Origin of the sequence: Mycobacterium alsense (assembly GCF_002086635.1) — a bacterium.
GTDB classification, from domain to species: Bacteria; Actinomycetota; Actinomycetes; order Mycobacteriales; family Mycobacteriaceae; genus Mycobacterium; species Mycobacterium alsense.
The window spans coordinates 48,475-69,463 of record NZ_MVHD01000002.1 but is presented as its reverse complement, the minus strand read 5'-3'; the positions used below and the strand labels follow the sequence as shown (position 1 = coordinate 69,463).

Annotated in this window: 24 protein-coding genes; 10 read left to right on the top strand and 14 right to left on the bottom strand. The window is 68.4% G+C overall.

Annotated features, from left to right (window positions below; genetic code table 11):
- Positions 1-127: 127 nt before the first annotated feature.
- Genes BST11_RS01760 through BST11_RS27870 form a run of 5 tightly spaced genes read right to left on the bottom strand, consistent with a single transcriptional unit; the run spans position 128 to position 2,982 of the window.
- Positions 128-955, bottom strand: a complete 828-nt coding sequence (locus BST11_RS01760) for an ABC transporter permease (protein ID WP_083136304.1) — start codon at positions 953-955, stop codon at positions 128-130.
- Positions 945-1,766, bottom strand: a complete 822-nt coding sequence (locus BST11_RS01755) for an ATP-binding cassette domain-containing protein (RefSeq protein WP_083136303.1) — start codon at positions 1,764-1,766, stop codon at positions 945-947. The genes BST11_RS01760 and BST11_RS01755 overlap by 11 nt, the downstream gene beginning before the upstream one ends.
- Positions 1,763-2,224 carry a MarR family winged helix-turn-helix transcriptional regulator gene (locus BST11_RS01750; RefSeq protein WP_142276158.1) on the bottom strand — a complete coding sequence of 154 codons (462 nt, stop codon included), beginning with the start codon at positions 2,222-2,224 and terminating at the stop codon, positions 1,763-1,765. Before BST11_RS01750 ends, BST11_RS01755 begins: the two co-directional genes overlap by 4 nt.
- Positions 2,225-2,281: 57 nt before the next feature.
- The gene (locus BST11_RS01745; RefSeq protein WP_083136301.1) at positions 2,282-2,779 is read right to left on the bottom strand and encodes a metallophosphoesterase family protein; all 498 of its coding nucleotides are present in this window, start codon (positions 2,777-2,779) and stop codon (positions 2,282-2,284) included.
- Positions 2,780-2,808: 29 nt separating this feature from the next.
- Positions 2,809-2,982: a hypothetical protein gene (locus tag BST11_RS27870; protein WP_169834863.1), complete on the bottom strand. Its 174-nt coding sequence runs from the start codon at positions 2,980-2,982 to the stop codon at positions 2,809-2,811.
- 140 nt (positions 2,983-3,122) lie between these two features.
- Between BST11_RS27870 and BST11_RS01735 the strand changes: the two genes are divergently transcribed.
- Positions 3,123-3,578 (top strand): MaoC family dehydratase, encoded by a 456-nt coding sequence (locus BST11_RS01735; RefSeq protein ID WP_083136299.1) that lies wholly within the window; start codon positions 3,123-3,125, stop codon positions 3,576-3,578.
- Between the two features lie 6 nt (positions 3,579-3,584).
- On the opposite strand, the gene BST11_RS01730 is transcribed toward BST11_RS01735, so the two are convergent.
- A complete protein-coding gene (locus tag BST11_RS01730) occupies positions 3,585-4,283 on the bottom strand; it encodes an ANTAR domain-containing protein (protein ID WP_083136298.1) in 699 nt (232 codons plus the stop codon).
- Positions 4,284-4,379: 96 nt separating this feature from the next.
- On the opposite strand from BST11_RS01730, the gene BST11_RS01725 reads away from it, so the two are divergent.
- Positions 4,380-5,276, top strand: coding sequence for a manganese catalase family protein (locus tag BST11_RS01725; RefSeq protein WP_083136297.1), 897 nt, complete (start codon positions 4,380-4,382; stop codon positions 5,274-5,276).
- Positions 5,277-5,327: 51 nt separating this feature from the next.
- On the opposite strand, the gene BST11_RS01720 is transcribed toward BST11_RS01725, so the two are convergent.
- Together BST11_RS01720 and BST11_RS01715 are read right to left on the bottom strand one after the other, a co-directional pair.
- Positions 5,328-5,906, bottom strand: a complete 579-nt coding sequence (locus BST11_RS01720; protein WP_083136296.1) for a hemerythrin domain-containing protein — start codon at positions 5,904-5,906, stop codon at positions 5,328-5,330.
- Between the two features lie 83 nt (positions 5,907-5,989).
- Entirely contained in the window at positions 5,990-7,081 is a 1,092-nt protein-coding gene (locus BST11_RS01715; RefSeq protein WP_211284601.1) for a F420-dependent hydroxymycolic acid dehydrogenase, read from the bottom strand.
- Between the two features lie 164 nt (positions 7,082-7,245).
- On the opposite strand from BST11_RS01715, the gene BST11_RS01710 reads away from it, so the two are divergent.
- Both BST11_RS01710 and BST11_RS01705 read left to right on the top strand, forming a co-directional pair.
- A complete protein-coding gene (locus BST11_RS01710; protein WP_083136295.1) occupies positions 7,246-7,878 on the top strand; it encodes a GNAT family N-acetyltransferase in 633 nt (210 codons plus the stop codon).
- Positions 7,879-7,923: 45 nt separating this feature from the next.
- Positions 7,924-8,247 (top strand): hypothetical protein, encoded by a 324-nt coding sequence (locus tag BST11_RS01705; RefSeq protein WP_083136294.1) that lies wholly within the window; start codon positions 7,924-7,926, stop codon positions 8,245-8,247.
- A 33-nt stretch (positions 8,248-8,280) separates the two neighbouring features.
- Here BST11_RS01705 and BST11_RS01700 read toward each other — a convergent pair whose 3' ends face one another.
- Positions 8,281-8,955, bottom strand: a complete 675-nt coding sequence (locus BST11_RS01700; RefSeq protein ID WP_083136293.1) for a TetR family transcriptional regulator — start codon at positions 8,953-8,955, stop codon at positions 8,281-8,283.
- A gap of 70 nt (positions 8,956-9,025) precedes the next feature.
- Between BST11_RS01700 and BST11_RS01695 the strand changes: the two genes are divergently transcribed.
- Positions 9,026-10,099 (top strand): ferredoxin reductase, encoded by a 1,074-nt coding sequence (locus tag BST11_RS01695; RefSeq protein WP_083136292.1) that lies wholly within the window; start codon positions 9,026-9,028, stop codon positions 10,097-10,099.
- Between the two features lie 28 nt (positions 10,100-10,127).
- Positions 10,128-11,219, top strand: a complete 1,092-nt coding sequence (locus BST11_RS01690; protein WP_083136291.1) for a fatty acid desaturase family protein — start codon at positions 10,128-10,130, stop codon at positions 11,217-11,219.
- 96 nt (positions 11,220-11,315) lie between these two features.
- Here the strand turns inward: BST11_RS01690 and BST11_RS01685 are convergent, their stop codons facing one another.
- The gene (locus tag BST11_RS01685; RefSeq protein ID WP_083136290.1) at positions 11,316-13,337 is read right to left on the bottom strand and encodes a fatty acid desaturase; all 2,022 of its coding nucleotides are present in this window, start codon (positions 13,335-13,337) and stop codon (positions 11,316-11,318) included.
- 107 nt (positions 13,338-13,444) lie between these two features.
- Between BST11_RS01685 and BST11_RS01680 the strand changes: the two genes are divergently transcribed.
- Entirely contained in the window at positions 13,445-14,716 is a 1,272-nt protein-coding gene (locus BST11_RS01680; protein WP_083136289.1) for a PucR family transcriptional regulator, read from the top strand.
- 39 nt (positions 14,717-14,755) lie between these two features.
- On the opposite strand, the gene BST11_RS01675 is transcribed toward BST11_RS01680, so the two are convergent.
- Together BST11_RS01675 and BST11_RS01670 are read right to left on the bottom strand one after the other, a co-directional pair.
- Complete coding sequence (locus BST11_RS01675; protein WP_083136288.1) at positions 14,756-15,865, bottom strand: DUF1214 domain-containing protein; 1,110 nt, start codon at positions 15,863-15,865, stop codon at positions 14,756-14,758.
- Complete coding sequence (locus BST11_RS01670) at positions 15,862-16,437, bottom strand: TetR/AcrR family transcriptional regulator (protein ID WP_083136287.1); 576 nt, start codon at positions 16,435-16,437, stop codon at positions 15,862-15,864. Before BST11_RS01670 ends, BST11_RS01675 begins: the two co-directional genes overlap by 4 nt.
- Positions 16,438-16,542: 105 nt before the next feature.
- Here BST11_RS01670 and BST11_RS01665 point away from each other — a divergent pair, with 105 nt between their 5' ends.
- Positions 16,543-17,706 (top strand): sulfotransferase family protein, encoded by a 1,164-nt coding sequence (locus BST11_RS01665; protein WP_142276167.1) that lies wholly within the window; start codon positions 16,543-16,545, stop codon positions 17,704-17,706.
- A gap of 26 nt (positions 17,707-17,732) precedes the next feature.
- Positions 17,733-18,623, top strand: a complete 891-nt coding sequence (locus tag BST11_RS01660; RefSeq protein WP_083136285.1) for an alpha/beta fold hydrolase — start codon at positions 17,733-17,735, stop codon at positions 18,621-18,623.
- A gap of 26 nt (positions 18,624-18,649) precedes the next feature.
- Here BST11_RS01660 and BST11_RS01655 read toward each other — a convergent pair whose 3' ends face one another.
- A complete protein-coding gene (locus BST11_RS01655; RefSeq protein ID WP_067326868.1) occupies positions 18,650-18,862 on the bottom strand; it encodes a TOBE domain-containing protein in 213 nt (70 codons plus the stop codon).
- A 35-nt stretch (positions 18,863-18,897) separates the two neighbouring features.
- Positions 18,898-19,515, bottom strand: a complete 618-nt coding sequence (locus BST11_RS01650; protein WP_083136284.1) for a TetR/AcrR family transcriptional regulator — start codon at positions 19,513-19,515, stop codon at positions 18,898-18,900.
- A gap of 133 nt (positions 19,516-19,648) precedes the next feature.
- Between BST11_RS01650 and BST11_RS01645 the strand changes: the two genes are divergently transcribed.
- Positions 19,649-20,968, top strand: a complete 1,320-nt coding sequence (locus BST11_RS01645) for a cytochrome P450 (protein WP_083136462.1) — start codon at positions 19,649-19,651, stop codon at positions 20,966-20,968.
- Positions 20,969-20,989 lie beyond the last annotated feature (21 nt).

The window sequence follows — 20,989 nt, the reverse complement described above, 5'->3', positions numbered from 1 at the left end:
GTTCGCCAGCGCAGTGAAACACAGGGGGAGGGTGCGACGCGTTCGTCGCGGCCGCGAACCGAGATCGCGGTTGGCTAACGATTCAGAGACGGTGCGGAATCGTCACATTCGGGTAACGATCGCCTCGCTATGCGACCAGGCGGCGTAACAGCGTTGAGGCCGTGGCGATCCCGACCACCGCTGCGACCATCAAGACGATGACGTCGACCGCGTTGAACGGGGTGCCGATCAGCAGCGCCCGCAGCGCGTCCACCTCGTAGCTGAGCGGGTTGACCTTGCTCAGCGCGCGCAGCCAGGCGGGCATCACGTCGACCGGGTACAGCGCGTTGGAGGCGAAGAACAACGGCATCGTGATGGCCTGGCCGATGCCCATCAGCCGGTCGCGCGAAAGAACCAGCCCGGCCAGCGTCATCGACAGGCAGGCGAAAAACGCCGCGCCCAGCATGACCGTGGCCATCGCCGCCAGGATCCGCAGCGGATTCATGGTCAGGCCGACGTTCATCAGGTACGCCAGCGCCATGACGCCGACGACCTGGGCGACCGATCGCACACCGGCCGCGAAGGCCTTGCCGGTGATCAGCGCCGACGCCGGTGCCGGCGTCACCATGAGCTTGGCCAGCACACCGGCGTCTCGATCCCAAATGATCTGTATCCCATAGAAGATCGAGATGAACAGCGCCGACTGGGCGATGATCCCCGGCGCCAGGAATGCCAGATAGGACACCGAACCGGTGTCGATGACGTGCAGCTTGCTGAACGTCGTGCCGAAGATCAGCAGCCACAGCGCCGGCTGCACCATCCGGGTGACGAACTCGGTCCGGTCAGATCGCAGCTTCTGCAGTTCGACGATCGCGAACGCCCCAACGCGGGCCAGCGTCGCGCCGGCGCGTTGCCATCCGTGCGGAGCCCGCAGCAGGGTGGCCGCCGGGACGGTGGTGGTCCTGTCAACTGACACGGCTGGCAACCTTTCTGCTGGAACGGATTTCGCGGAAGGAGCCGGCAGATTCCGTGTGGTCGGACAGGTCGGATGCCGCGTAGTGGCGGAACACGTCTTCGAGCGTGGCGTTCGGCGCCACGGTCTCCTTCAGCTCGGCGGGCGAGCCCACGGCCCGCAGCCGGCCGCGGTGCATCAGCGCGACCCGATCGCACAGGGCGTCGGCCTCCTCCATGTAGTGCGTGGTGAGCAGCACGGTCATGCCGAACTGGGCCTGCATGCTGCGCACCTGGTGCCACACGCCGTCCCGGGCGATCGGGTCCAGCCCGACGGTCGGTTCGTCGAGCACCAGCAGCGACGGACGGTTGACCAGCGCCTGTGCCACCTCGAGGCGGCGCACCATGCCGCCGGAATATGCCCCCGCGCGCCGGTCGGCCACGTCGAGCAGCTCCATGGCCTCCAACGCCTGCTCCACCCGCTCGGCCCGGCAGCCGCGCGGCACACCGTAGAGCCGGGCGAACCACTGCACGTTTTGCCGGCCGGTCAGCGCGGGCTCGATCGAAAGTTGTTGGGGGACATAGCCAATGTTGCTTCGGATGTCCACGGTCTGCGCGCGGGCGTCCATGCCGAAAACGCGCAGTTCGCCCTGCTGCACCGGCGCCAGGGTGGTCAGCATCCGGACCAGGGTCGTCTTGCCGGCGCCGTTGGGTCCCAGCAGGCCCATGGTCTCGCCGGGCCGCACGTGTAGCGTCACGTCGTCGACCGCGGTGAACTGGCCGTACCGATAGGTCAGGTGCTGGCAGTCGACGGCCAGCGGTAGTCGTTCACTCATGCTCGCCGCTCCTGCAATCGTCGGGTCATCGTGTCAAGCACCTCCAATCCCTTTGCCAGGGACTCGATTTGGTCGTTGTCGAGCTCGTCGATCACCTCGGCCAGTCGCGCCCGCCGGGCGGCGCGGGAAGCGTCGACGACCTGCTGGGTGGGTTCGGCGAGCCGCAACTGGCAGGCGCGCCGGTCGGTCTGGTCCACCGCCCGGACGAGCAGGCCGCGCGCCACCAGCTTGGAGACCAGGGTCGAGGCGGTGTTGGGCACCAAACCGAGCTCCGCGGCGGCGACGCCGACCGAGATCCCGGGGTGGCGGCCGACGAGCCACAACAGCTCCGACTGCGACTCGGTGAGCTGCGTGGACTCCCACCCGCGACCGCCCGACCTGCGAAGCTGCCGGCGGAACCTGCCGACGACGCCGAACACCGCGGCGACCAAATCTGTACGGGACTTCACCGCATCCACAATAGCTCTGTTTACGAGCTAAATATGTGTGCGAGCTGTGTGCGGCCTGGATGCCGGCTAATTCTCGAGGGTGTGCAGGACCACGTCGGTCAGCGACCCGTCCTCGACGCGAGCGGTCATGTAGCTGCAGAACGGTTGCCGGCGGCGATCGGTCGGCGACCCCGGATTGAGCAGGCGCAGCCCGCTTTCCGTGGTGGTGTCCCACGGGATGTGGCTGTGGCCGAACACCAGCACGTCGCTGTCGGGATAGAGCCGCGACATGCGCGCCTCCCGGCCGGCGCTCGGGCCGGTCTCGTGGACCACGGTCAGGCGCAGCCCCTGCAGTACCGCGTCGGCCCGTTCGGGCAGCCGCGCCCGCAGCTCCGGCCCGTCGTTGTTGCCCCAGCAGGCCACCAACCGGGCGGCCCTTGACCGCAGCGCGTCGAGCAGGGCCGGGTCCACCCAGTCGCCCGCGTGCACGACGACGTCCGCCCCGGCGACCTCTTCCCACACCCGCTCGGGTAGGTCGCGGGCGCGCCGGGGGATGTGGGTGTCGGCGATCAGCAGTAGCCTCACGCGGCCATCTTGCGCTACCAGGCCCGGTTCTAGCCTCGTTCGCTGCGCGCCTCGGCGCCCGTTTCGCCGGCGTCGATGGCGTCGTCGGGCCCCGTCGCGCCGACATAGGTGCCGTCGTCCTCGCCCGCCGAGGCGCGCGACCGTGTCTCGTGCACCTCGGGTTCGACGTCCGATTCGCCCTTGTGGCCCTTGCGTTCAGGCATGCTTTCCTTCCGTGCCTCGTGCAACGTTCCGATGAGGGTTCCCGCGGTCGTGGTTGCGAAACACGACCGGACCCACCGCGCCAGGAAACCCCAGCGCAAACCCGCGCTATCGTTATCAGCCGGACTCAAGGAGAAACCGCATGCGCACCTTCGAATCAGTAGCCGACCTCGCCGCCGCCGCGGGTGAGACCATCGGGGAGAGCAGTTGGGTGACCATCACCCAGGAAGACGTCAACCTGTTCGCCGACGCGACCGGCGATCACCAATGGATCCACGTCGATCCGGAACGCGCGGCCGCCGGACCGTTCGGCACCACCATCGCCCACGGGTTCATGACCCTGGCGCTGCTGCCGCGGCTGCAGCACGAGATCTACACGGTCAAGGGCATCAAGCTGGCAATCAACTACGGGCTCAACAAGGTTCGCTTCCCGGCCCCGGTGCCGGTGGGCTCGCGCGTGCGCGCGCGGAGCTCCCTGGTCAGCGTCGACGACCTGGGCGACGGCGCCGTGCAGGCAACCATGTCGACCACCGTCGAGATCGAGGGTGCCGCCAAGCCGGCGTGTGTGGCCGAGAGCATCGTCCGCTACATCTCGTAACGGCGGTCAGCCGTCGGCGCGGGTGTCGATCACCCGCTGGGCGATGTCGACCAGCTTGCTCTGGCTCTCCTGCGACAGCCGCCGCAGCAACTCGAACGCGCGCACGTCGTCGACGCCGTAGCGTTCCATGATGATGCCCTTGGCCTGACCGATGCGGTCGCGCGACGTCAGCGCCGACTGCATCTGTTCGCCGTGGCGCCCGGCCATGATCGCCGCGGCCGCGTGCGCGGCGAAGACCGCTCCGACGGTTTCGGCGTCGGTGTCCCACGCGCCGGCCCGGAAACTGAACAGGTTCAGCGCGCCGGCCGTCTGCTCGGCCGTGTACAGCCTGAACGAGAGGCTGCCGAGTACGCCGTGCTGCACGGCCGCCGGCGAATACCGGGGCCAGCGCTGCTCGTCGCGCATGTCGTCGGAGCGCACGACCGTCTCCTTCAGAGCGGCGTCGCGGCAGGGCCCTTCGCCGAAGTCGTGCTGCAGCTTGTCGAGTCTCGCGACGAGGCCGTCGGTGTCCGCGAGGGATTCGAAGTCGCCGCCCTTCTTGACCAGCAGCACTCCAGCGAGGTCCGCGCCCGCTACCAGGTCCACGGCGGCGATGGTCACTTCGGCGAGAAGCCGCTCCAGGCTGCGTGGCGCGGCGATCTCGCGGGCAAGCTCGGCCATTCGCAGAGCGAGTTCGTGTCCGGTATCTGGGTTTGAGAAGTCCATGGGTTTGGGTGCTGCACGCCTTGTGTCGTTTGGTCGTATGCCGCCGGGGTACCCGCCGACGACCAACACTAAATCGTTCTTTGAGAAAGGCGTCCAATGTTCGTGCACAACAAAGACCTTCAATTCGAGGTCCGCGTCGATCGACCGGATCCGAGGTTCGCGACGCTGCTGATGGACCAGTTCGGCGGTGAAAACGGCGAACTCACCGCCGCATTGCAGTACTTCACGCAGGCCTTCGTGCTGCGCCAGAAGAACCCGAAGATGTACGACCTGTTCATGGACATCGCGACCGAGGAACTCAGCCACCTCGAAATGGTCGGGTCGATGATCACCATGCTGCTCGACGGGCTCAATGACAACCTGCACATCGCCAACCAGCAGTGTGACTGGATGCCGCTGGTGTCCAACGGCGATGGCCGCGATCGGCTGATGCACTCGGTGTCGGTCAGCCCGCTGTTTCTGGTGCTCGGCGGCGGAGGCCCGGATGTCAAGGACTCCGGAGGGAACAACTGGACGGGTGCCTTCGTCGACGCCAACGGTGACCCGACGGTCGACCTGCGGAGCAACATCGCCGCGGAATCGCGGGCGAAGATCGTCTACGAGTATCTCAAGCAGTTCACCGACGATCCGGGCGTGCAGGACACGTTGACGTTCTTGATGACGCGCGAGGTGGCGCACTTCCAGCAGTTCACCGCGGCGCTGAACGAGCTGCCGGTGAACTTCCCACCCGGGCAGCTGCCCGGGGACGACCGCTTCCAAAACGTGGCGTTCAACATGTCCAACGGCGGCGGCGAATCGATCCGTGGTCCGTGGAACGAAGGCCAGGGCCCGTGGCCCGAAGGCATGGAGTGGGACTACGTCGAGAAGCCCGAGCAGCAGTGGCTGGGCGGCGAGACGCGCAAGAACAAGGGCGCCGAGCGGGCCCCCGGCGGATCGCCGGCCGTGGTCAGCGAGAAGCCGTTCACGCACGAACAACGCACACCGACAAGCTGATTGGATGCAAGAAGGCCGGGCGCCGCGATCGACGGCCGGCCTTTTTGGTTCCTACTTGACCTGGGGATCGGGCGGGTTGTCCTCGGCGCGCCCGGTGAAGGCGTCGCGGACATGGTCGACGACCGCCGCGGCCATGCCCATCGTCTTGAGCACGGCCGGGTTGGGCGGGGTGTCGGGATGGGGGCGCGTCGGAGCGATCTTCTTTGCCTGCTCTAGCTTTTCGCCGATCTTCTCCAGCTCGTCGCGGCTGATGGCCAGCTCGACCTGCGGCCACACCACGTCCTGCTCGTAGGCGATGTGTTCCCGCCCGGCCTTGATGAACTCCTGCAGTGCCGCGTGGTAGTCCGGCTCGCCGGGCGTGCCGTCCTCGAGCCGCTGCAGCAGCTGCTTGCCGGCCTGCTCCTGCTCGATCGCCTTGTCGACGAGCCCGTCACCGATCGCCTTGCGCACCGCCGGCCAGAAGAACTGCTCCTCGATGGCCTCGTGCTGCGACTCGGAGATGATGAGGTTGTTCACCACGGTTTCCAGGCCGCTGGCCTCCGCGCCCGGGCCCGACGGCGCCCCGTCGAGCGTCTCGAAAAGACCGAGCACGCTCTTGTGGTCCTGACGGAGAAAAGTGATTGCGTCCATGCCTTGCCTTCCAGTTGGGCTGTCACTCGGGGTGGCGTGCGGGTACCCGGGGCCGAGGCATCGAAACCGGCCGCACCGCCGCCTCAGCGCAGCTTGGGCAGCACGTTGGCGCCGTAGAAGTCGATCGCGGCGACGGGATCGTCCTGGGGAAAGTGCAGAAAGGGAACCGCTCCGGCGTCCAGGATCTTTTGCACGGATTCGACGTGGGGGGTCGCGTCGGTCCCCACCGTCCAGTCGGCGAGCACCTTGTCGATCGGGTTGCCTTGGGCGGCGCGCTGAATCTCGACGGGGTTGGGCTGGTCGACGGCCCCGGCGGTGAACCGCCACAGCGTGGCCGCGCGCGTCGCCTGGTTGCGGTCGCCGACGACGGCGAACAGTTCGGCGCGCTTGCCCATGTTGGCGGCGTCGCGCCCGGTGGCCTGCGCTCCCGCGCTGAATGCGGCCAGCAGCTTCGGGTTCGTGACGTCGCGGGCCTGGGTGATCCAGCCGTCGCCGTATTGGCCGGCCAGCTTGGCGCTTTTCGGACCGCCGGCGGCGACGAAGATCGGCGGGGGCATGGCCGGCGTGTCGTACAGCCTCAGGGAGTTGGTGTGAAAGTAGCGGCCGGTGAAGGAAATTCGCGAACCGCTCCACAATTGGCGGATCAGCTTGATCGCCTCGATCAACCGGTCATGGCGCTCGGTGTAGCTGCCGTTGGCGTTGGTGGTGGCCTGCTCGTTGAGGCGCTCACCGGTGCCCACCCCCAGGAACACCCGTCCCGGGCTGAGCAGCGCCAGGGACGCGAACGCCTGGGCCACCACGGCGGGGTGATAGCGGTAGATCGGACAGGTCACGCCGGTGCCGAACGAGATCCTGCTGGTGCGGTTGCCGACCAGGGCCAGCGTCAGCCACGGAAACATCGCGTGACCCTCGTCGTCCTGCCACGGCTGGATGTGGTCGCTGGCCCACGCGTACTGAAACCCGCTTCGCTCGGCGGCCTGGGCCTGCGCAACCAGCTGGTCGGTGCGGAATTGCTCGTGCGAGAGGACAATTCCCACGCTCTTGCCCGCCGGCACGGGCGCATCGGTGGATTGGCCGCGGTTGGCCGTCGGTCCCCGGCAGCCTGAAATGCCGGCGGCGCCGAGGGCACCCGCGCCGGCCATCCGTCCGAACGCGCGCCGCGACATGCCGGTCACCGCATCGGCATACCCGCCACGCCGGTCGTGAACACCCACTGGATCACCGCGAGCGGAACGTGCCGCTCCCCGCTGGATCGAATGGCGGCGACCCGCGGCGCGCGGCTACGCCGCGGTTGCGGTCCCCGCTGGATCGAATGGCGGTCCCCGCTAGCCTTCCGTACATGGCCCCGCAGTCGCGCCCGTCGCGCAAAGCCGATGTCCGCGACCTGTCTCGCACCCTGGCCCGGGCGTTCTACGACGACCCGGTGATGCGCTGGCTGCTGCCCGACGACAAGTCGCGGACCGCGCACCTGGCCCGGTTGTTCGCCACCATGACCCGCCACCACCATCTGGCCCGCGGCGGTGTGGAGGTGGCCTGCGACGGGCCCGCCGGCGCCACGGATACCGACGGGCCCGCCATCGGCGCGGCGGCGCTCTGGGACCCGCCGGGCCAGTGGCGGGAAACGCGCCGCGGGCAGCTCGCGATGACGCCGACGTTCCTCCGGGTCTTCGGCGTCCGGTCGATGCGGGGACGCGCCGTGCAGGAGCTGATGAAGCGCGCGCACCCCGAAGAACCGCACTGGTATCTGGCGGTGATCGGCAGCGATCCCAGCGTGCGGGGCAAGGGCTTCGGCCAGGCGCTGATGCGCTCCCGGCTGGACCGTTGCGATGCCGAATACTGCCCGGCGTACCTCGAGTCGTCCAAACCCGAAAACGTCCCGTACTACGAGCGTTTCGGCTTCACGGTGACCCGCGAGATCCCTCTGCCCGACGGGGGCCCGATGCTGTGGGCGATGTGGCGGACACCGCGATAGCGGCGCGAGGCGTTTAATCGCCGGGACCCGGGGCAACCGTTGCGTATGTCTATCGAAAACGGTCCCGGCGACACGTTGAACGCGAGCGAAGGCACCGACTCCGACGAGGTGCGCAACGACGACGGCGACGTCGTCGTCGACCCGCCCGAGGACTGGAGCGAGGCCAACCGGTTCGGGATAACGGCACGCGAAGCCCGTGAAGGTGAGTCGCTCGACGCCCGACTGGCCGAGGAGGAGCCCGACGTGACCGACGCGCCGATCGGCGGGACCGACGACGTCGAGCCCGGCCGCGCCCATCGGGGCCAGGTCGACGGCACCCCCGAAGACGGCGACTCCCTGTACGACGTCGTCGACGAGCAAGCCGAATAGTCAGTGTTCGGCTGTTCACTTTGGTCGACGTGACTACGGGCCGCTGCGCCAGCCGGCGATGCCGATGGCGATCATCCGCAGCTGCTTGACGGCGATCCGCCGGATGTCCTCGATCGCCTCGGCGCTCTGGGCGTCCTCGATCGCCTCGGCGATGACGATCATCGCGTTGACGAACAGCGTCGCCAGGACGTTGAGGTCCTCGGTGCTCCAGGCGCTGAGACCCGGGAAGCGCGCCAGGTCGGTGGCCAGCTCGGAGGTGATCAACCGGATCTCGGTGCGGATGGCGTAGCGCAGCACGCTGACGCCGCTGTTGCGCTCCCGGGCGATGAGCCGCCAGTGCTCGCGCCGGTCGGCGACGCTGGCGACCAGGATCTCGACGGACGACTCGATCACCCGATTCGGGTCGAGCTTGCCGGCCCGGGCCTCGCGCAGAGTGTCACGCAGGCTGCGGAACGACTCGTCGATCAGGACCAGACCGAGGGCCTCCATCGACTCGAAGTGGCGGTAAAACGCCGCGGGCACGATCCCGACTTCCCGGGTCACCTCGCGCAGGCTCAGGCCACCGAAGCTGCGGTCCTGCAGCAGCTTGAGCGCGGCGGCGATGATCGCCCGCCGCGTCGCCTCCTTGCGCTGCTCGCGCGACATGCTCTCGCGCGAGCGCTCGCGGCCGGACCGATGCGGCCGTGAGCTAGGAGCACGGCTGTTCACTGTGTGAACCCTACCACAAACTGGCAGTAAGCCCTTGACTACCTGCGGCCTCAGGTCGCACGGTGTACATATGTTCACTCAAGCTTTGACTCAGACTTTGAGCAAGCGGGTCCTGGGTTCCCCCCTGGTCGACCTGCTCACCGGACCCCACGGCGTCGATCGCTACACCGAGCTCGTCGCCCCCACCTGGACCGCGGGCGACGGCCGGGCGAAGGTCGTCGACGTGCGGCGCACCACCCCGCGCAGCGTCACCCTGACGCTCGTCCCCAACGACGCCTTCCGCTCCCGCCACAGCGTCAGGGCCGGCCAGCATGTCAACCTCACCGTCGACATCGACGGCCGGCGCCACACCCGCTGCTATTCCCCGGCCAACGCCGAAGGCGGCACCCACCTCGAGCTGACGATCGGCCACCACGACGGCGGGCTGGTGTCGAGCCACCTCTATGAGCGGGCCCGCCGCGGCATGGTGGTCGGGCTGGCCGGCGCCGGCGGCGACTTCGTGTTGCCCGCGGCGCGACCCCGGCGGATCCTGTTCGTCTCGGGCGGCAGCGGGATCACGCCCGTGATGGCGATGCTGCGCACGCTGATCGCCGAGCGCCACCGGGGCGAGGTCGCCTTCGTGCACTACGCCCGGACCCCGGCCGAGGCGTGCTACCGCGACGAGCTGGCCGCGATGTCCGGGGTGCGGGTGCTGCACGGGTTCACCCGTTCGGGTGCGGGTGACCTCACCGGCCGCTTCGGGCCGGAGCACCTGGCCGCGGCGATGCCCGCGCCCGACGCGGTGTTCGCCTGCGGGCCTACCGCTTTGGTCGACGCCGTGCGCGAACACTGCGACAACGTGTACACCGAGAGCTTCGTGCCACGGGCGCTCGAGGTGCCGGTAAATCCGTCGGGCGGGCGAATCACCTTTGCCGACAGCGGGATCGACGTCGTCGATGACGGCCGCTCCCTGCTGGAGCAGGCCGAATCGGCCGGGTTGACGCCGCAGAACGGGTGCCGGATGGGCATCTGCCACACCTGCACCCGCCGCAAGGCCTGCGGCACGGTCCGCAACCTGGTCACCGGCGCCGTTTCGACCGCCCCGGACGAGGACGTGCAGATCTGCGTGTCCGTCCCGGTCGGCGACGTCGACCTGTCCCTCTAGGCCGTCACGGAACTCAGGAGGAAAAGCCATGACAGACAACAAGATCACCCTCATCCCCGAACAAGCCGAGGAATTCGGCCGCGAACTCGACGCTATCAGGGAACGCGTGATGGCCGACCTCGGCGAGGTGGACGCCGAGTACATCCGCCGCGTCATCAAGGCCCAGCGGGCGCTGGAGGTCGGCGGGCGCGCCCTGCTGTTCCTGCCGCCGGCGTGGCCGGTCGGCACCGTGTTGCTGGGCCTGTCGAAAATCCTGGACAACATGGAGATCGGCCACAACGTCATGCACGGCCAGTACGACTGGATGCGTGACCCGGCGATCTCCGGTCGCGCGTTCGAGTGGGACACGGCCTGCCCCGCCGACCAATGGCGGCACTCGCACAACTACATGCACCACACTCACACCAACATCGTCGGGATGGACCGCGACATCGGCTACGGCATCCTGCGGATGAGCGAGGACCAGCGCTGGACGCCCTACTTCATCGGCAACCCGCTCTACGCCTTCCTGCTGATGGTGCTGTTCCAGTACGGCGTCGCGCTGCACGAGCTGGAAACCGAGCGGATTCGCTCCGGGGAGATCCGGCTGGCCGACAAGCGGGAGGTGCTGCGGGAGATCTGGAAGAAGACGCGCCGGCAGACGCTCAAGGACTACGTCGCCTTCCCGCTGCTGGCCGGGCCGTTCGCCCCGTTCGTCTTCGCGGGCAACCTCTCGGCGAACCTGATGCGCAACGTGTGGTCGTACATGATCATCTTCTGCGGCCACTTCCCCGACGGCACTCAGGAATTCACCGTCGAGGAGACCAAGGACGAGTCCCGCGGCATGTGGTATTTCCGCCAGGTCCTCGGGTCGGCAAACCTGACCGGGGGCAAGCTGTTTCACCTGTTGTCCGGAAACCTGTCGCACCAGATCGAGCACCACCTGTTCCCGGACATGCCGGCCCGCCGTTACGCCGAGATCGCGCCCGAGGTGCGCGAGATCTGCCGCCGCCACGGCATCCCCTACAACCGGGGCCCGCTGCTGCGGCAGTTCGGCACGGTGGTCCGCAAGATCGTCAGGCTGGCCGTGCCGCCGAAGAAGCCCAGCGACACCCGGGCACCCGAATTGGCCGCCGCCTAAGGCTGCGCCGAGTCTGCGTGCAGATCGCGGTTTCGCCGCGTGGAGTAGCACCGGACGCTGTCTCGAGCCGCTGGCGGCTACTCGCCGCGATACGCGTCAGCCGTCGTAGTCGACCCACACCGTGGGGCTGGTCGGATGGGCTTGGCAGGTAAGGACGTATCCGGCGGCCATTTCGGCGCTGCCGAGCGCGAGGTTTTGCTCCATGCGCACCGTGCCCTCGAGCACTTTGGCCCGGCAGGTGCCGCAGGCGCCGCCCATGCACGCGTACGGGGTGTCGTCACGAACCCGCAAGGCGCCCTCGAGGATGGTGTCGCCGCTATCGAGGTCGAACTTCGCGTCCCGTCCGGACAACGTGAAAGTCACGGTAGCCGGGGGGTAGACACGCCGGGCCGCCCCGGGATCCTTCTCGAAGCCGGTGAACAGCTCCAGGTGCACCCGTTCCGGGTCGACGCCGTGGGCGATCAGCGTGTCACGCGCCTCGGTGCTCATTGCGGGTGGGCCGCACAAGAACCACTCGTCCACGCCGGTTGGCCGCAGGCTGGTCGTCAGCCACCGGTGCAGCTTCTCGGCGTCGATGCGACCGCACAACTCGGCCATGTGCAGTGGGTCGCCGGACAACACGTCCACGATCGTCAGGCGATCCACAAAGCGTGACCGCAGCCGGTCGAGTTCGCCGCGAAACATCGTCGACCGTTTGGTGCGGTTGCCGTAGACCAGCGTGAACCGGCTTTCGGTCTCGATCTCCAGAGCGGTCGCAAGGATCGACAGCACCGGTGCGATCCCGCTGCCCGCTACCAGGCCCACGTAGTGTTTCCGGTGTAAGGGGTGCAGTGGCGTGCCGAAATGACCGGTGGGAGTCATCAGCTCCAGCACGTCGCCGGCCTTGAGATCTTCGGCCACAAACGTCGAAAAGACCCCACCGGCAATGTGTTTGACCGCGATCTGCAGCTGTGCCTGCGTCGCCGGTGTGCAGATCGAGTAGTTGCGCCGCGCCTTGCCGCCGGCGACACCGTTGCACACCGTGACGTGCTGACCCGCCTGGAAGCGGAACTGGTCGCGCAACTCGTCGGGCACCGCGAACGTGACCAGGGTGCTGTCGTCGGTGAGCGGATCGACCGACGCGACCGGGATTCGATGCGACACCGCGTGGGTGGGGATCGACCTCCCCGGCATCCGAGCCGGCACCAGTCGCGCGAGTTTGCGGTTGAGCGCCTTCCACTCCCGGAACTCGGTCGGGTGCAACTGGCGGCCGAAGACGGTGGCGATCGCGACCTGCCGCTCCAGGTAAGCCGCCTCGTTGCGTCGCCACGTCTGCACATAGCGGTAGAACGGCACCGACGGGTGCAGGTGGTGCACGAGGTGGTAGTTCTGCGACAACATCATCGGCGTGAACAGCCACTCCATCCCGACGCGGACCCGGGTCGCGCGATAGCGGTCGGTGCGCTGGGTGGCCGCCAGCCCGTGGTGGGGCAACCAGTCGAACCACCATGCCAGGACGAAGATCCCGATGCGCTGCGGGATGAGAAAAACGACCGCGAGCGTCCACAACTTGCCGGTGGCGATCGCCAGGGTCAGCCCCGCCACGCTCAGACCGAGCATCACCAGGGTCTCGACGTTTTCGCCCGCCGGCCGACCGCGAAGCCGACGGATCAGGTAGTTCCCGTAGAACCCTTCGGCCAACGCCCAGCGAACCGGCGCCTGCCAGGCGGGCGTGTGCGACGCGAAGGTGTCCGGATCGTTGTCGTCGTCGTTGGCGTGCCGGTGGTGCTCGACGTGGATGAATTTGAACGCCGGGAACGAAATGACCGGAACGACGAACACCCACGCCAGTCGCCCGATCAGGCCGTTCAGCCATCGCGCGGTGCTGATCGAGTGGTGCACCGCGTCGTGCACGACGGTGAACATCACGAAGGTGACGGCGGCGTTGACGGCAATCGTGGCCCAGGCGGGAAACCCCCCCGATGCATAGCCGATCGTGGACAGCACGAACGCCGCCAGCGCGCCGGCGAAGATCGCGAGCGTGGGTAGCGCCACCGCGGGCACCGCCGCGCCGGGATCTGGCAGCGCTTGGCGTGCGGCGGTTCCCGACACGTGGCTGTCTGCATCGACGATCGACATGCACACGCAACGTACCCAGCGCGCCACCGCGCGGCCACGTCGCCGCCGGACCAAGTCTGCCCAGATCGTTGTCTTTGGCGGACAACCGCGCGGATTATTGTCTGGGAATGGTGGAAACGCGCCGCGGCACCGAGGCGGGTGTCGCCCAAGCCGCGACGTCGATCGTGAATCGTCTCGGCGAGCGGCTCGACGAGTTGACCGACTCGGTGCAGCACACGTTGGTCACCGAGATCCCCGAGCTCGAGGGTGACGCCCAGTTGCAGGAGTTGCTGCGCGACAACATCGAGCAGAACATCGACACCGCCTTCTCGACGATCCGCCACAGCATCCCCATCGAGCACGTCGAGCCGCCGACGACGGCGCTGGAGTACGCGCGGCGACTGGCCCAGCGCGGAGTGTCCGCGAATGCGTTGGTGCGGGCCTATCGACTCGGCCACCAGATCGTGCTGGACCGCGCCCTCGGCGAAACCCGCATCGCAAAATTGGATCCGCAATTGAGCCTGGATGTCTACGAGCACATCACCGTGGCATTGTTTACCTACGTCGACTGGATCACCCAGCAGGTGATCAGCACCCACCAGACCGAACACGACCGCTGGCTGTCGAATCAAAATAGCGTTCGCACGCTGAAAGTTCACGAGCTCTTGGACGATGCCGACATCGACGTCGACGCGATGACCACCGCAATCGCGTACCCACTCAACCGGATTCACCTGGCGGCCATTGTCTGGTATCGACAGCCCGAGGGCGGCGACGAACTGCTGCTGATGGAGCGGTTCATCCAACAGCTGGCTCAATCGGTTGGCGCCCAGGAGAGTTCGTTGTTCATCTCGGTGGATCGCCTGACCGGATGGGCGTGGATCCCGCTGGCGGTGGAGGCCGCGCCGGACGCGGTCGCGCGGGCTCGCGCGTTCGCGGGCGCGCGAGCCGACGGCCCCTGGATCACCTTGGGCAATCCGCTGTCCGGCGTAGAGGGCTTCCGGCGTTCGCACCGGCAGGCCCATGACGCCCGCACCGTCGCGGTCGCATTGGGCGCCAAAGCCCAACGAGTCACGGCGGCAAGCGATCCCGGTGTCTCCACGGCCGCGCTGTTGGGCCACAACCTGGATGCGGCGCGCTCATGGGTGGGTGCGGTGCTCGGCCCGCTCGCGGCTCCGACCGACGGCGACGAGCGGCTCCGGGACACCCTGCGCGTGTTCCTGCGCTCCGGCTCCAGTTACAAAGCGGCCGCGGAAGAGCTGCACCTGCACGTGAACTCGGTGAAGTATCGGGTACACCGCGCGGTCGAGCGCCGTGGCCGCGCGATCGGTGACGACCGGCTCGATATCGAAGTCGCGTTGCTGCTTTGCCATTGGTATGGCGCGATGGTCCTCGGCTGACCGCCTGAGCACACAGCGAAGTCCCTAGTTCACGGTCGATCACAGCAACCGGGGTGCTTCGGAGACCTTCACGAGCTTCACCTCGGGCCGCGCCGGGACCCCGTCGGGGAGGAACCAGCGGAAGGCCAGATTGCCCCGCGGGTAGCCCAGCGTGGTTAACGAATTCGGGTGGGCAGTCGGCCGATTCGACAAGACGACGGTCACCGAGCCGTCGCCGTTGGGCACGGCGCTATGGCCGTTGACCGAGCACCGCGCGTCCGGGCCCTCGGCCGCACCGTGGGTGGCCATGAACTGGTTCCACACCACCATGTTCCAGAACCGGCACGGCGGCGGGCGGTGGGTGATGACCAGCGCCTCGTCGTCGTCGAGCACGAAGCTGCCGTAGGAGTAGCACGCGTCGCGCGCCGACCAGCCGAAGTTGGCATCGGGTACCTGATAGGGATCGGCGAATTGGTTTGCCGCATGAGCGGTCTCGTGGCCCAGCGCGTGTTGGTCGTCGACGCGGGTTCCGACCGCCAACGGTACGATGGCAAACATCGTGCGCAGCCAGGCGGCGGCCGCCCGCAGGCTCGCCGCGGTCTCGGCGTCGCCGTGGCGGATCGGGTCGGGCGCGTCGAGCGCCTCGATGTGCCAGAAGACCGGCCGGCCGCTCAGCGGATCGGCCTGGTAGTCGCGGGTCATCAGCACCGCCGCGTCGGGTGTCGGCGGGAATTCGAAGCTGAAGTTGCCATCGGCATCGATGTCGAGGTCGGTGTCGCGCACTAGCGAAACCACCCGGTCCGACCACGCACCGGGCGATGGCTCGTTGTAGGCGGTCACCGAAAAGTACACGCTGTCACCGCGATTGCCGCTGATTCGGTAGCGCCGCTTCGGGTCGACCGGGCACAGCAAGTAGTACGCGTCGGTGTTGTCGCCACCCCACCTGCGGTCCCGGCGAAACGGCGTGTTCACCGCGACGAACTGCGGGCGCCCGGGCTCCGGGAACAGGTAGGCATCCAGAGCCACTCCGAGCGTCGTGGCCAGGGTGCGGTAGCCGTCGGCAATGTGACGGTCGTCGGTGACGGCGCGGTCACCCTCGAGGAAGGAGCGGTCGAGCCCGCCGAGGGTGTCGAGCAGTTCACGCCACGCGGCGGTCGATTCGTGCGTCATGGGCTGATTCCCTTCAGGAGCAACGTCGTCGTGCGGTCGACCCAGGCATCGTCCAGTTCGGCGCCCCGGGTGAGCAGGGCGACCAGGGTGAGCCCGGCGACGGCTTCGGCGAGATCCGCGGCGGTCACGCCCGCGCGCACCTCGCCCCGGGCCGCCGCGCGGTCGAGCCGCCCGGCCAGGCCGCCGGTGATGATGTGGGCGAACCGCTCCAACAGCGCCGAATGCAAGGACGGGTCCGCGGCCATCTCGCCGACCAGTCCCGGCAGCGCCGCCCTGGCCGCCGGCGTCGTCAGCACGGCCATCGTGCGCCGCACCATCTCGCGCAGGTCCTCGGGCAACGAGCCGGTGTCGGGGATCTCGGTCGCCGCGCCGATCGGGAAGACCGCCTCGTGCACGAGATGGGCCTTGCCCGGCCAGCGCCGGTAGATCGCCGGCTTGCTGGTGCCGGCCCGCGCGGCGATGGCGGCGACCGAAAGCCCCGAATAGCCCGTCTCGGCGAGGAGTTCGACCGTCGCGCGCAGGACCGCGCCGTCGATACGCGGATCGCGGGGGCGGCCAAAATCGACAACCATTACGAAACTGAGAGTAACATAAGTCGGGTGACCGACACCGCCGTCGTTCGTCTGACAGACCTGGCCCAGCCCCGCTTCGGCGCCGACGCCCAGCAGATCCTCGACATGATGGCCGCGCTGGCCCCGGACTGCCCGCTGGATTCCGCCGCCCTGCACGCCCGGGCCAGCGCCGACACCGGCCTGGACGACTTCGGTCCCGACGACTACCGCGAACGCCTCGACGTCTACCTCGCCGCGCTGCGCGACATCGACGGCCTGCACGCGGCCGGCGTGGTCAACTTCTACGGCCAGTTGCTGCAGTTGCTCAAGAACCGGCTCCTGCTCACCGACCTGCTGAACCGGCATCCCGAGATCGACGACATCGCCCTGCGACCGCCGGTCGTCATCGCGGGCCTGCCGCGCACCGGCACCACCCACCTGCACAACCTGCTCGCGGCCGCGCCCACCTTCCGCACCATGCCGTACTGGGAAAGCGTCGAACCGTTCCCGCTGCCGGCGGAGGCGGGCGTCGAGCCGGACCCGCGGCGGGCCCGGATGGACGTCGGGGTCGGGGTGATCAACACCGTGATGCCCCATTTTCCGCTGATGCACGAGATGACCACCGACCACGTGCACGAAGAGATCCAACTGCTCGCCAACGACTTCTCGACGATGCTCTTCGAGACGCTTGCCGACGTGCCCCGCTGGCGCGACTACTACCAGGCCCACGACCAGACGCCCCACTACGAGTACCTCGCCAGGCAGCTCAAGGCCATGCAGTTTCTGCGCGGGGGCCGGCGCTGGCTGCTCAAGTCGCCTCAGCATCTCGAGCAGGTGCCGGTGCTGGATCGGGTGTTCCCGGGCGGCATCGTGGTGTTCACCCACCGCGATCCGGTGCCGGTGGCACTGTCGATGATCGCGATGATCACCTACTCCGCGCGCATGCACCGCTCGCCCGTGCCGGTCCGGCAGATCGCGCAGTACTGGGTCGACCGCCTCGAGGAGATGCTGGCCGCCCTCGTCCGCGATCGCGACACCCTCGGTCCGGAACGCTCGGTCGACATCCGCTTCGACGAGTTCATGGCCGACGAACTCGGCGTCGCCGAGCGGGTCTACGCGCTGGCCGGCGAGCCGTTCACCGACGACGCCCGCGCCGGGGTCGCCGGCTACCTGGCCGGCCACCGGCGCGGCCGGCTGGGCAACGTCGAAACGTCGCCGGAGATGTTCGGGCTGCACGAGGACGCCCTGCGGGCGCGGTTCGCGCCCTACGTCGACCGGTTCCTCGCCTGACCGCGCGGTCCGCTACGTTTCACGTCATGGTCGCTATGCCCGCGCTGGACGGCGTCGAACACAGGTACATCGAGCTCGGGGACGGTGTGATGATCCACGTCGCCGACGCGGGCCCGGCCAACGGCCCGGCGGTGATGTTGGTCCACGGGTTTCCCCAAAACTGGTGGGAATGGCACGAATTGATACCCCCACTGGCCGCCGACGGCTACCGGGTCCTGTGCCCCGACCTGCGCGGCGCGGGCTGGAGTTCCGCGCCGCGCTCCCGATACCTCAAGAACGACATGGCCGACGACCTGGCCGCGGTCCTGGACCGCCTGGGTGTCGCGACCGTCAAGCTCGCCGCCCACGACTGGGGCGGGCCCGTGGCGTTCACGATGATGCTGCGCCACCCGGAAAAGGTCACCGGCTTCTTCGGCATGAACACCTCCGCGCCGTGGACCAAGCCCGATATCAGGCTGATGCGCAACGTGTGGCGCTTCTGGTACCAGGTCCCGATAGCGCTGCCGGTGATCGGCCCGCGCGTCGTCGGCGATCCCAAGGCCCGCTTCTACCGGATGCTGGCGTCGTGGGTGGGCGGCGGCTTTGTGGTGCCCGAGGACGACGTCCGGTTCTACGTCGAGTGCATGCGCGAACCCGGGCACGCGCTGGCCGGTTCGCGGTGGTATCGCACCTTTTTGAGCACGGAGCTGTTCCGCTGGCTGCGCGGTGAATACAACGACAGCCGCGTCGACGTCCCGGTCCGCTGGCTCAGCGGCACCAAGGACCCGGTGCTCACGGTGGACCTGCTGGACGGATATGCCGACCGCATGAGCGATTTCGACGTCGAGGTGGTCGAGGGCGTCGGCCACTGGATCGTCGAGCAGCGCCCCGACCTGGTGCTCGACCGGCTGCGCGCCTTCCTTCGCACCGAATCGTGAGCTGAGGCAACACCTTTCGACGCGCGCTACTCGACGCCGATGGTGACCTCGGTGGACTTGATGAACACCGTCGCGGGCTGGCCGACCGCCAGCCCGAGTTCGGTGGCGGCGTCCCTGGTGACCGACGACGTGACGACCTGATCGCCGCCGTCGAGCTTGACCTTCACGATGGCCATCACGCTGCCGAGATCGACCTCGGTGATGGTGCCCTTGAGCTGGTTCCGGGTCGACAGCCGCATCGCAAGCCTCCAGGTGGTTAGGGGTTAGCGCGAGCCTAGTGTCGCGGGCCGAGCAGTGCCACGGATGCGTCCACGGCCGGCTCGACGATCTCGCGCACGGGCCTGCCGTCCTCGACGGCCAGCGCGGTCAGCTCGCGCAGGCCGCCCAACAGGATCACGGCCAGCGGCGCGGTCAGCGGGGGCAGGTCCGCGCGGCGGAACCCCGGGCTGGCGCTGAGGTCGACCAGCAACCTCGACAACAACTGCAGCCCGCTGCGCTGGACGGGGCGGGCGACGGCCCCCAGCGACGGGAGCTCACGAATCCAGCTCAGGGTGATGGCGGGGCGGGCCTCGATGTGTCCCACGTAGGCCTCGACGGCCTGACGGATCTGCCGATGCCAGTCGGCTTCCGGATCGACTGCCGCGGCGATGTTTTCGCCGAGCCTCTCGATGTCGGCGCGCAGCAGCTCCAAAAAGCAGTCCTCCTTGCTGGCGAACTGGTCGTAGAACGTGCGCTTGGACGTGCGGGCGTGGCGGACGATGTCGGCGACCGTGCTGGCGCGGTAGCCGCGCTCGCCGATCGAGGTGGCCAGCCCGTCGAGCAGGCGCAGGCGGAAGGAATCCGGTTCGGCCGGTGGGCCGCCGGGAACCGCGCGGCCGGAAGCCGCCGTCACCGCTGATGTCACCGTTCGACCCTTTCCTCGAGCACCTTGTCAGGCTTGGTACCACAGAGTACCGTATCGGGAAAGGTTCTGGTACACCGCGGTACCAACCCCTGACCGGGGAGAAATGGGGAGCATCAGCGCCATGAGCGAAGTCGTCACCGCCCCACCGGCCGTCAAGCTGCCGCCCGCCGCCCGGATGCCGAGGCTGCTGCAGGGCCTGCTCTTCGCGATCTCGCGGCGGCGGATGATCCAGCGGCTGGCGCGACGCCACGGCAACGTGTTCACCGTCGACATCCCGATCTACGGGCGGGTGGTGGTGGTCGGCGACTGGCGGCTGGCGAAGCAGGTCTTCACCACCAGCCCGGAGGAACTCGGCAACATCCAGCCCAACCTGAGCCGCCTGTTCGGCTCGGGATCGGTGTTCGCGCTCGACGGCGACGATCACCGCCGGCGGCGACGGCTGTTGGCGCCGCCGTTCCACGGCAGGAGCATGAAGAACTACGAGGCCATCATCGAGGAGGAAACCCTTCGGGAGACGGCCGGCTGGCCCGAGGGCACGCCGTTCCCGACGCTGCCGTCGATGATGCACATCACGCTCAACGCCATCCTGCGCGCGGTGTTCGGGGCCGAGGGCGCCGAGCTCGACGAGCTGCGCCGCCTGATCCCGCCCTGGGTCACCCTGGGGTCACGCCTGGCGGCGCTGCCCAACCCCAAACGCACCTACGGCCGGTTCAGCCCCTGGGGCCGGCTGGCCGAGTGGCGGCGCCAGTACGACAGGGTCCTCGACAAGCTCATCGACGCCGAACGCGCCGACCCCGATTTCGCCGAGCGCACCGACGTGCTCGCGTTGATGCTGCGCAGCACCTACGAGGACGGCACGGCCATGTCCCGCAAGGACATTGGCGACGAGCTGCTCACCTTGCTGGCCGCCGGGCACGAGACCACCGCGTCCACGCTGGGGTGGGCCTTCGAGCGGCTGTCCCGGCACCCGGACGTGCTCGCCGCCCTGGTCGAGGAGGCCGACACCGGCGGCGCTGCCGAACTGCGCCAGGCGGCGATCCTGGAGGTCCAGCGGGCCAGGACGGTCATCGATTTCGCCGCCCGCCGCGTCTACTCACCGGTCTACCAACTCGGCGAGTGGGCCATCCCCCAAGGGGATTCGATCATCATCAGCATCGCGCAGATCCACAACGACGCCGGCGTCTTTCCCGACCCCGAGCGCTTCGATCCGCGGCGCTACATCGACGGCAAGCCGTCGTCGTTCGCCTGGATCCCGTTCGGCGGCGGGACCCGCCGCTGCGTCGGCGCCGCGTTCGCCAACATGGAGATGGACGTGGTGTTGCGGACGGTCTTGCGCCACTTCACCATTGAGACCACCGCGGAGCCGGGAGAACGCTGGCACAACCGCGGCGTCGCGTTCACGCCCAAGGACGGCGGGCGCGTGGTGGTGCGCCGACGCTGAGACCGCTCGGTAAGCCCGGCC

Coding starts and splice junctions, on each gene's coding strand:
- BST11_RS01735 (WP_083136299.1), top strand. CDS start 3,123: ATGCGCACCTTCGAATCAGTAGCCGACCTCGCCGCCGCCGCGGGTGAG.
- BST11_RS01660 (WP_083136285.1), top strand. CDS start 17,733: ATGGTCGCTATGCCCGCGCTGGACGGCGTCGAACACAGGTACATCGAG.
- BST11_RS01645 (WP_083136462.1), top strand. CDS start 19,649: ATGAGCGAAGTCGTCACCGCCCCACCGGCCGTCAAGCTGCCGCCCGCC.
- BST11_RS01720 (WP_083136296.1), bottom strand. CDS start 5,906: ATGGACGCAATCACTTTTCTCCGTCAGGACCACAAGAGCGTGCTCGGT.
- BST11_RS01665 (WP_142276167.1), top strand. CDS start 16,543: ATGATGGCCGCGCTGGCCCCGGACTGCCCGCTGGATTCCGCCGCCCTG.
- BST11_RS01690 (WP_083136291.1), top strand. CDS start 10,128: ATGACAGACAACAAGATCACCCTCATCCCCGAACAAGCCGAGGAATTC.
- BST11_RS01670 (WP_083136287.1), bottom strand. CDS start 16,437: ATGGTTGTCGATTTTGGCCGCCCCCGCGATCCGCGTATCGACGGCGCG.
- BST11_RS01685 (WP_083136290.1), bottom strand. CDS start 13,337: ATGTCGATCGTCGATGCAGACAGCCACGTGTCGGGAACCGCCGCACGC.
- BST11_RS01730 (WP_083136298.1), bottom strand. CDS start 4,283: ATGGACTTCTCAAACCCAGATACCGGACACGAACTCGCTCTGCGAATG.
- BST11_RS01695 (WP_083136292.1), top strand. CDS start 9,026: ATGTTCACTCAAGCTTTGACTCAGACTTTGAGCAAGCGGGTCCTGGGT.
- BST11_RS01755 (WP_083136303.1), bottom strand. CDS start 1,766: ATGAGTGAACGACTACCGCTGGCCGTCGACTGCCAGCACCTGACCTAT.
- BST11_RS27870 (WP_169834863.1), bottom strand. CDS start 2,982: ATGCCTGAACGCAAGGGCCACAAGGGCGAATCGGACGTCGAACCCGAG.
- BST11_RS01705 (WP_083136294.1), top strand. CDS start 7,924: ATGTCTATCGAAAACGGTCCCGGCGACACGTTGAACGCGAGCGAAGGC.
- BST11_RS01710 (WP_083136295.1), top strand. CDS start 7,246: ATGGCCCCGCAGTCGCGCCCGTCGCGCAAAGCCGATGTCCGCGACCTG.
- BST11_RS01680 (WP_083136289.1), top strand. CDS start 13,445: ATGGTGGAAACGCGCCGCGGCACCGAGGCGGGTGTCGCCCAAGCCGCG.
- BST11_RS01655 (WP_067326868.1), bottom strand. CDS start 18,862: ATGCGGCTGTCGACCCGGAACCAGCTCAAGGGCACCATCACCGAGGTC.
- BST11_RS01675 (WP_083136288.1), bottom strand. CDS start 15,865: ATGACGCACGAATCGACCGCCGCGTGGCGTGAACTGCTCGACACCCTC.
- BST11_RS01725 (WP_083136297.1), top strand. CDS start 4,380: ATGTTCGTGCACAACAAAGACCTTCAATTCGAGGTCCGCGTCGATCGA.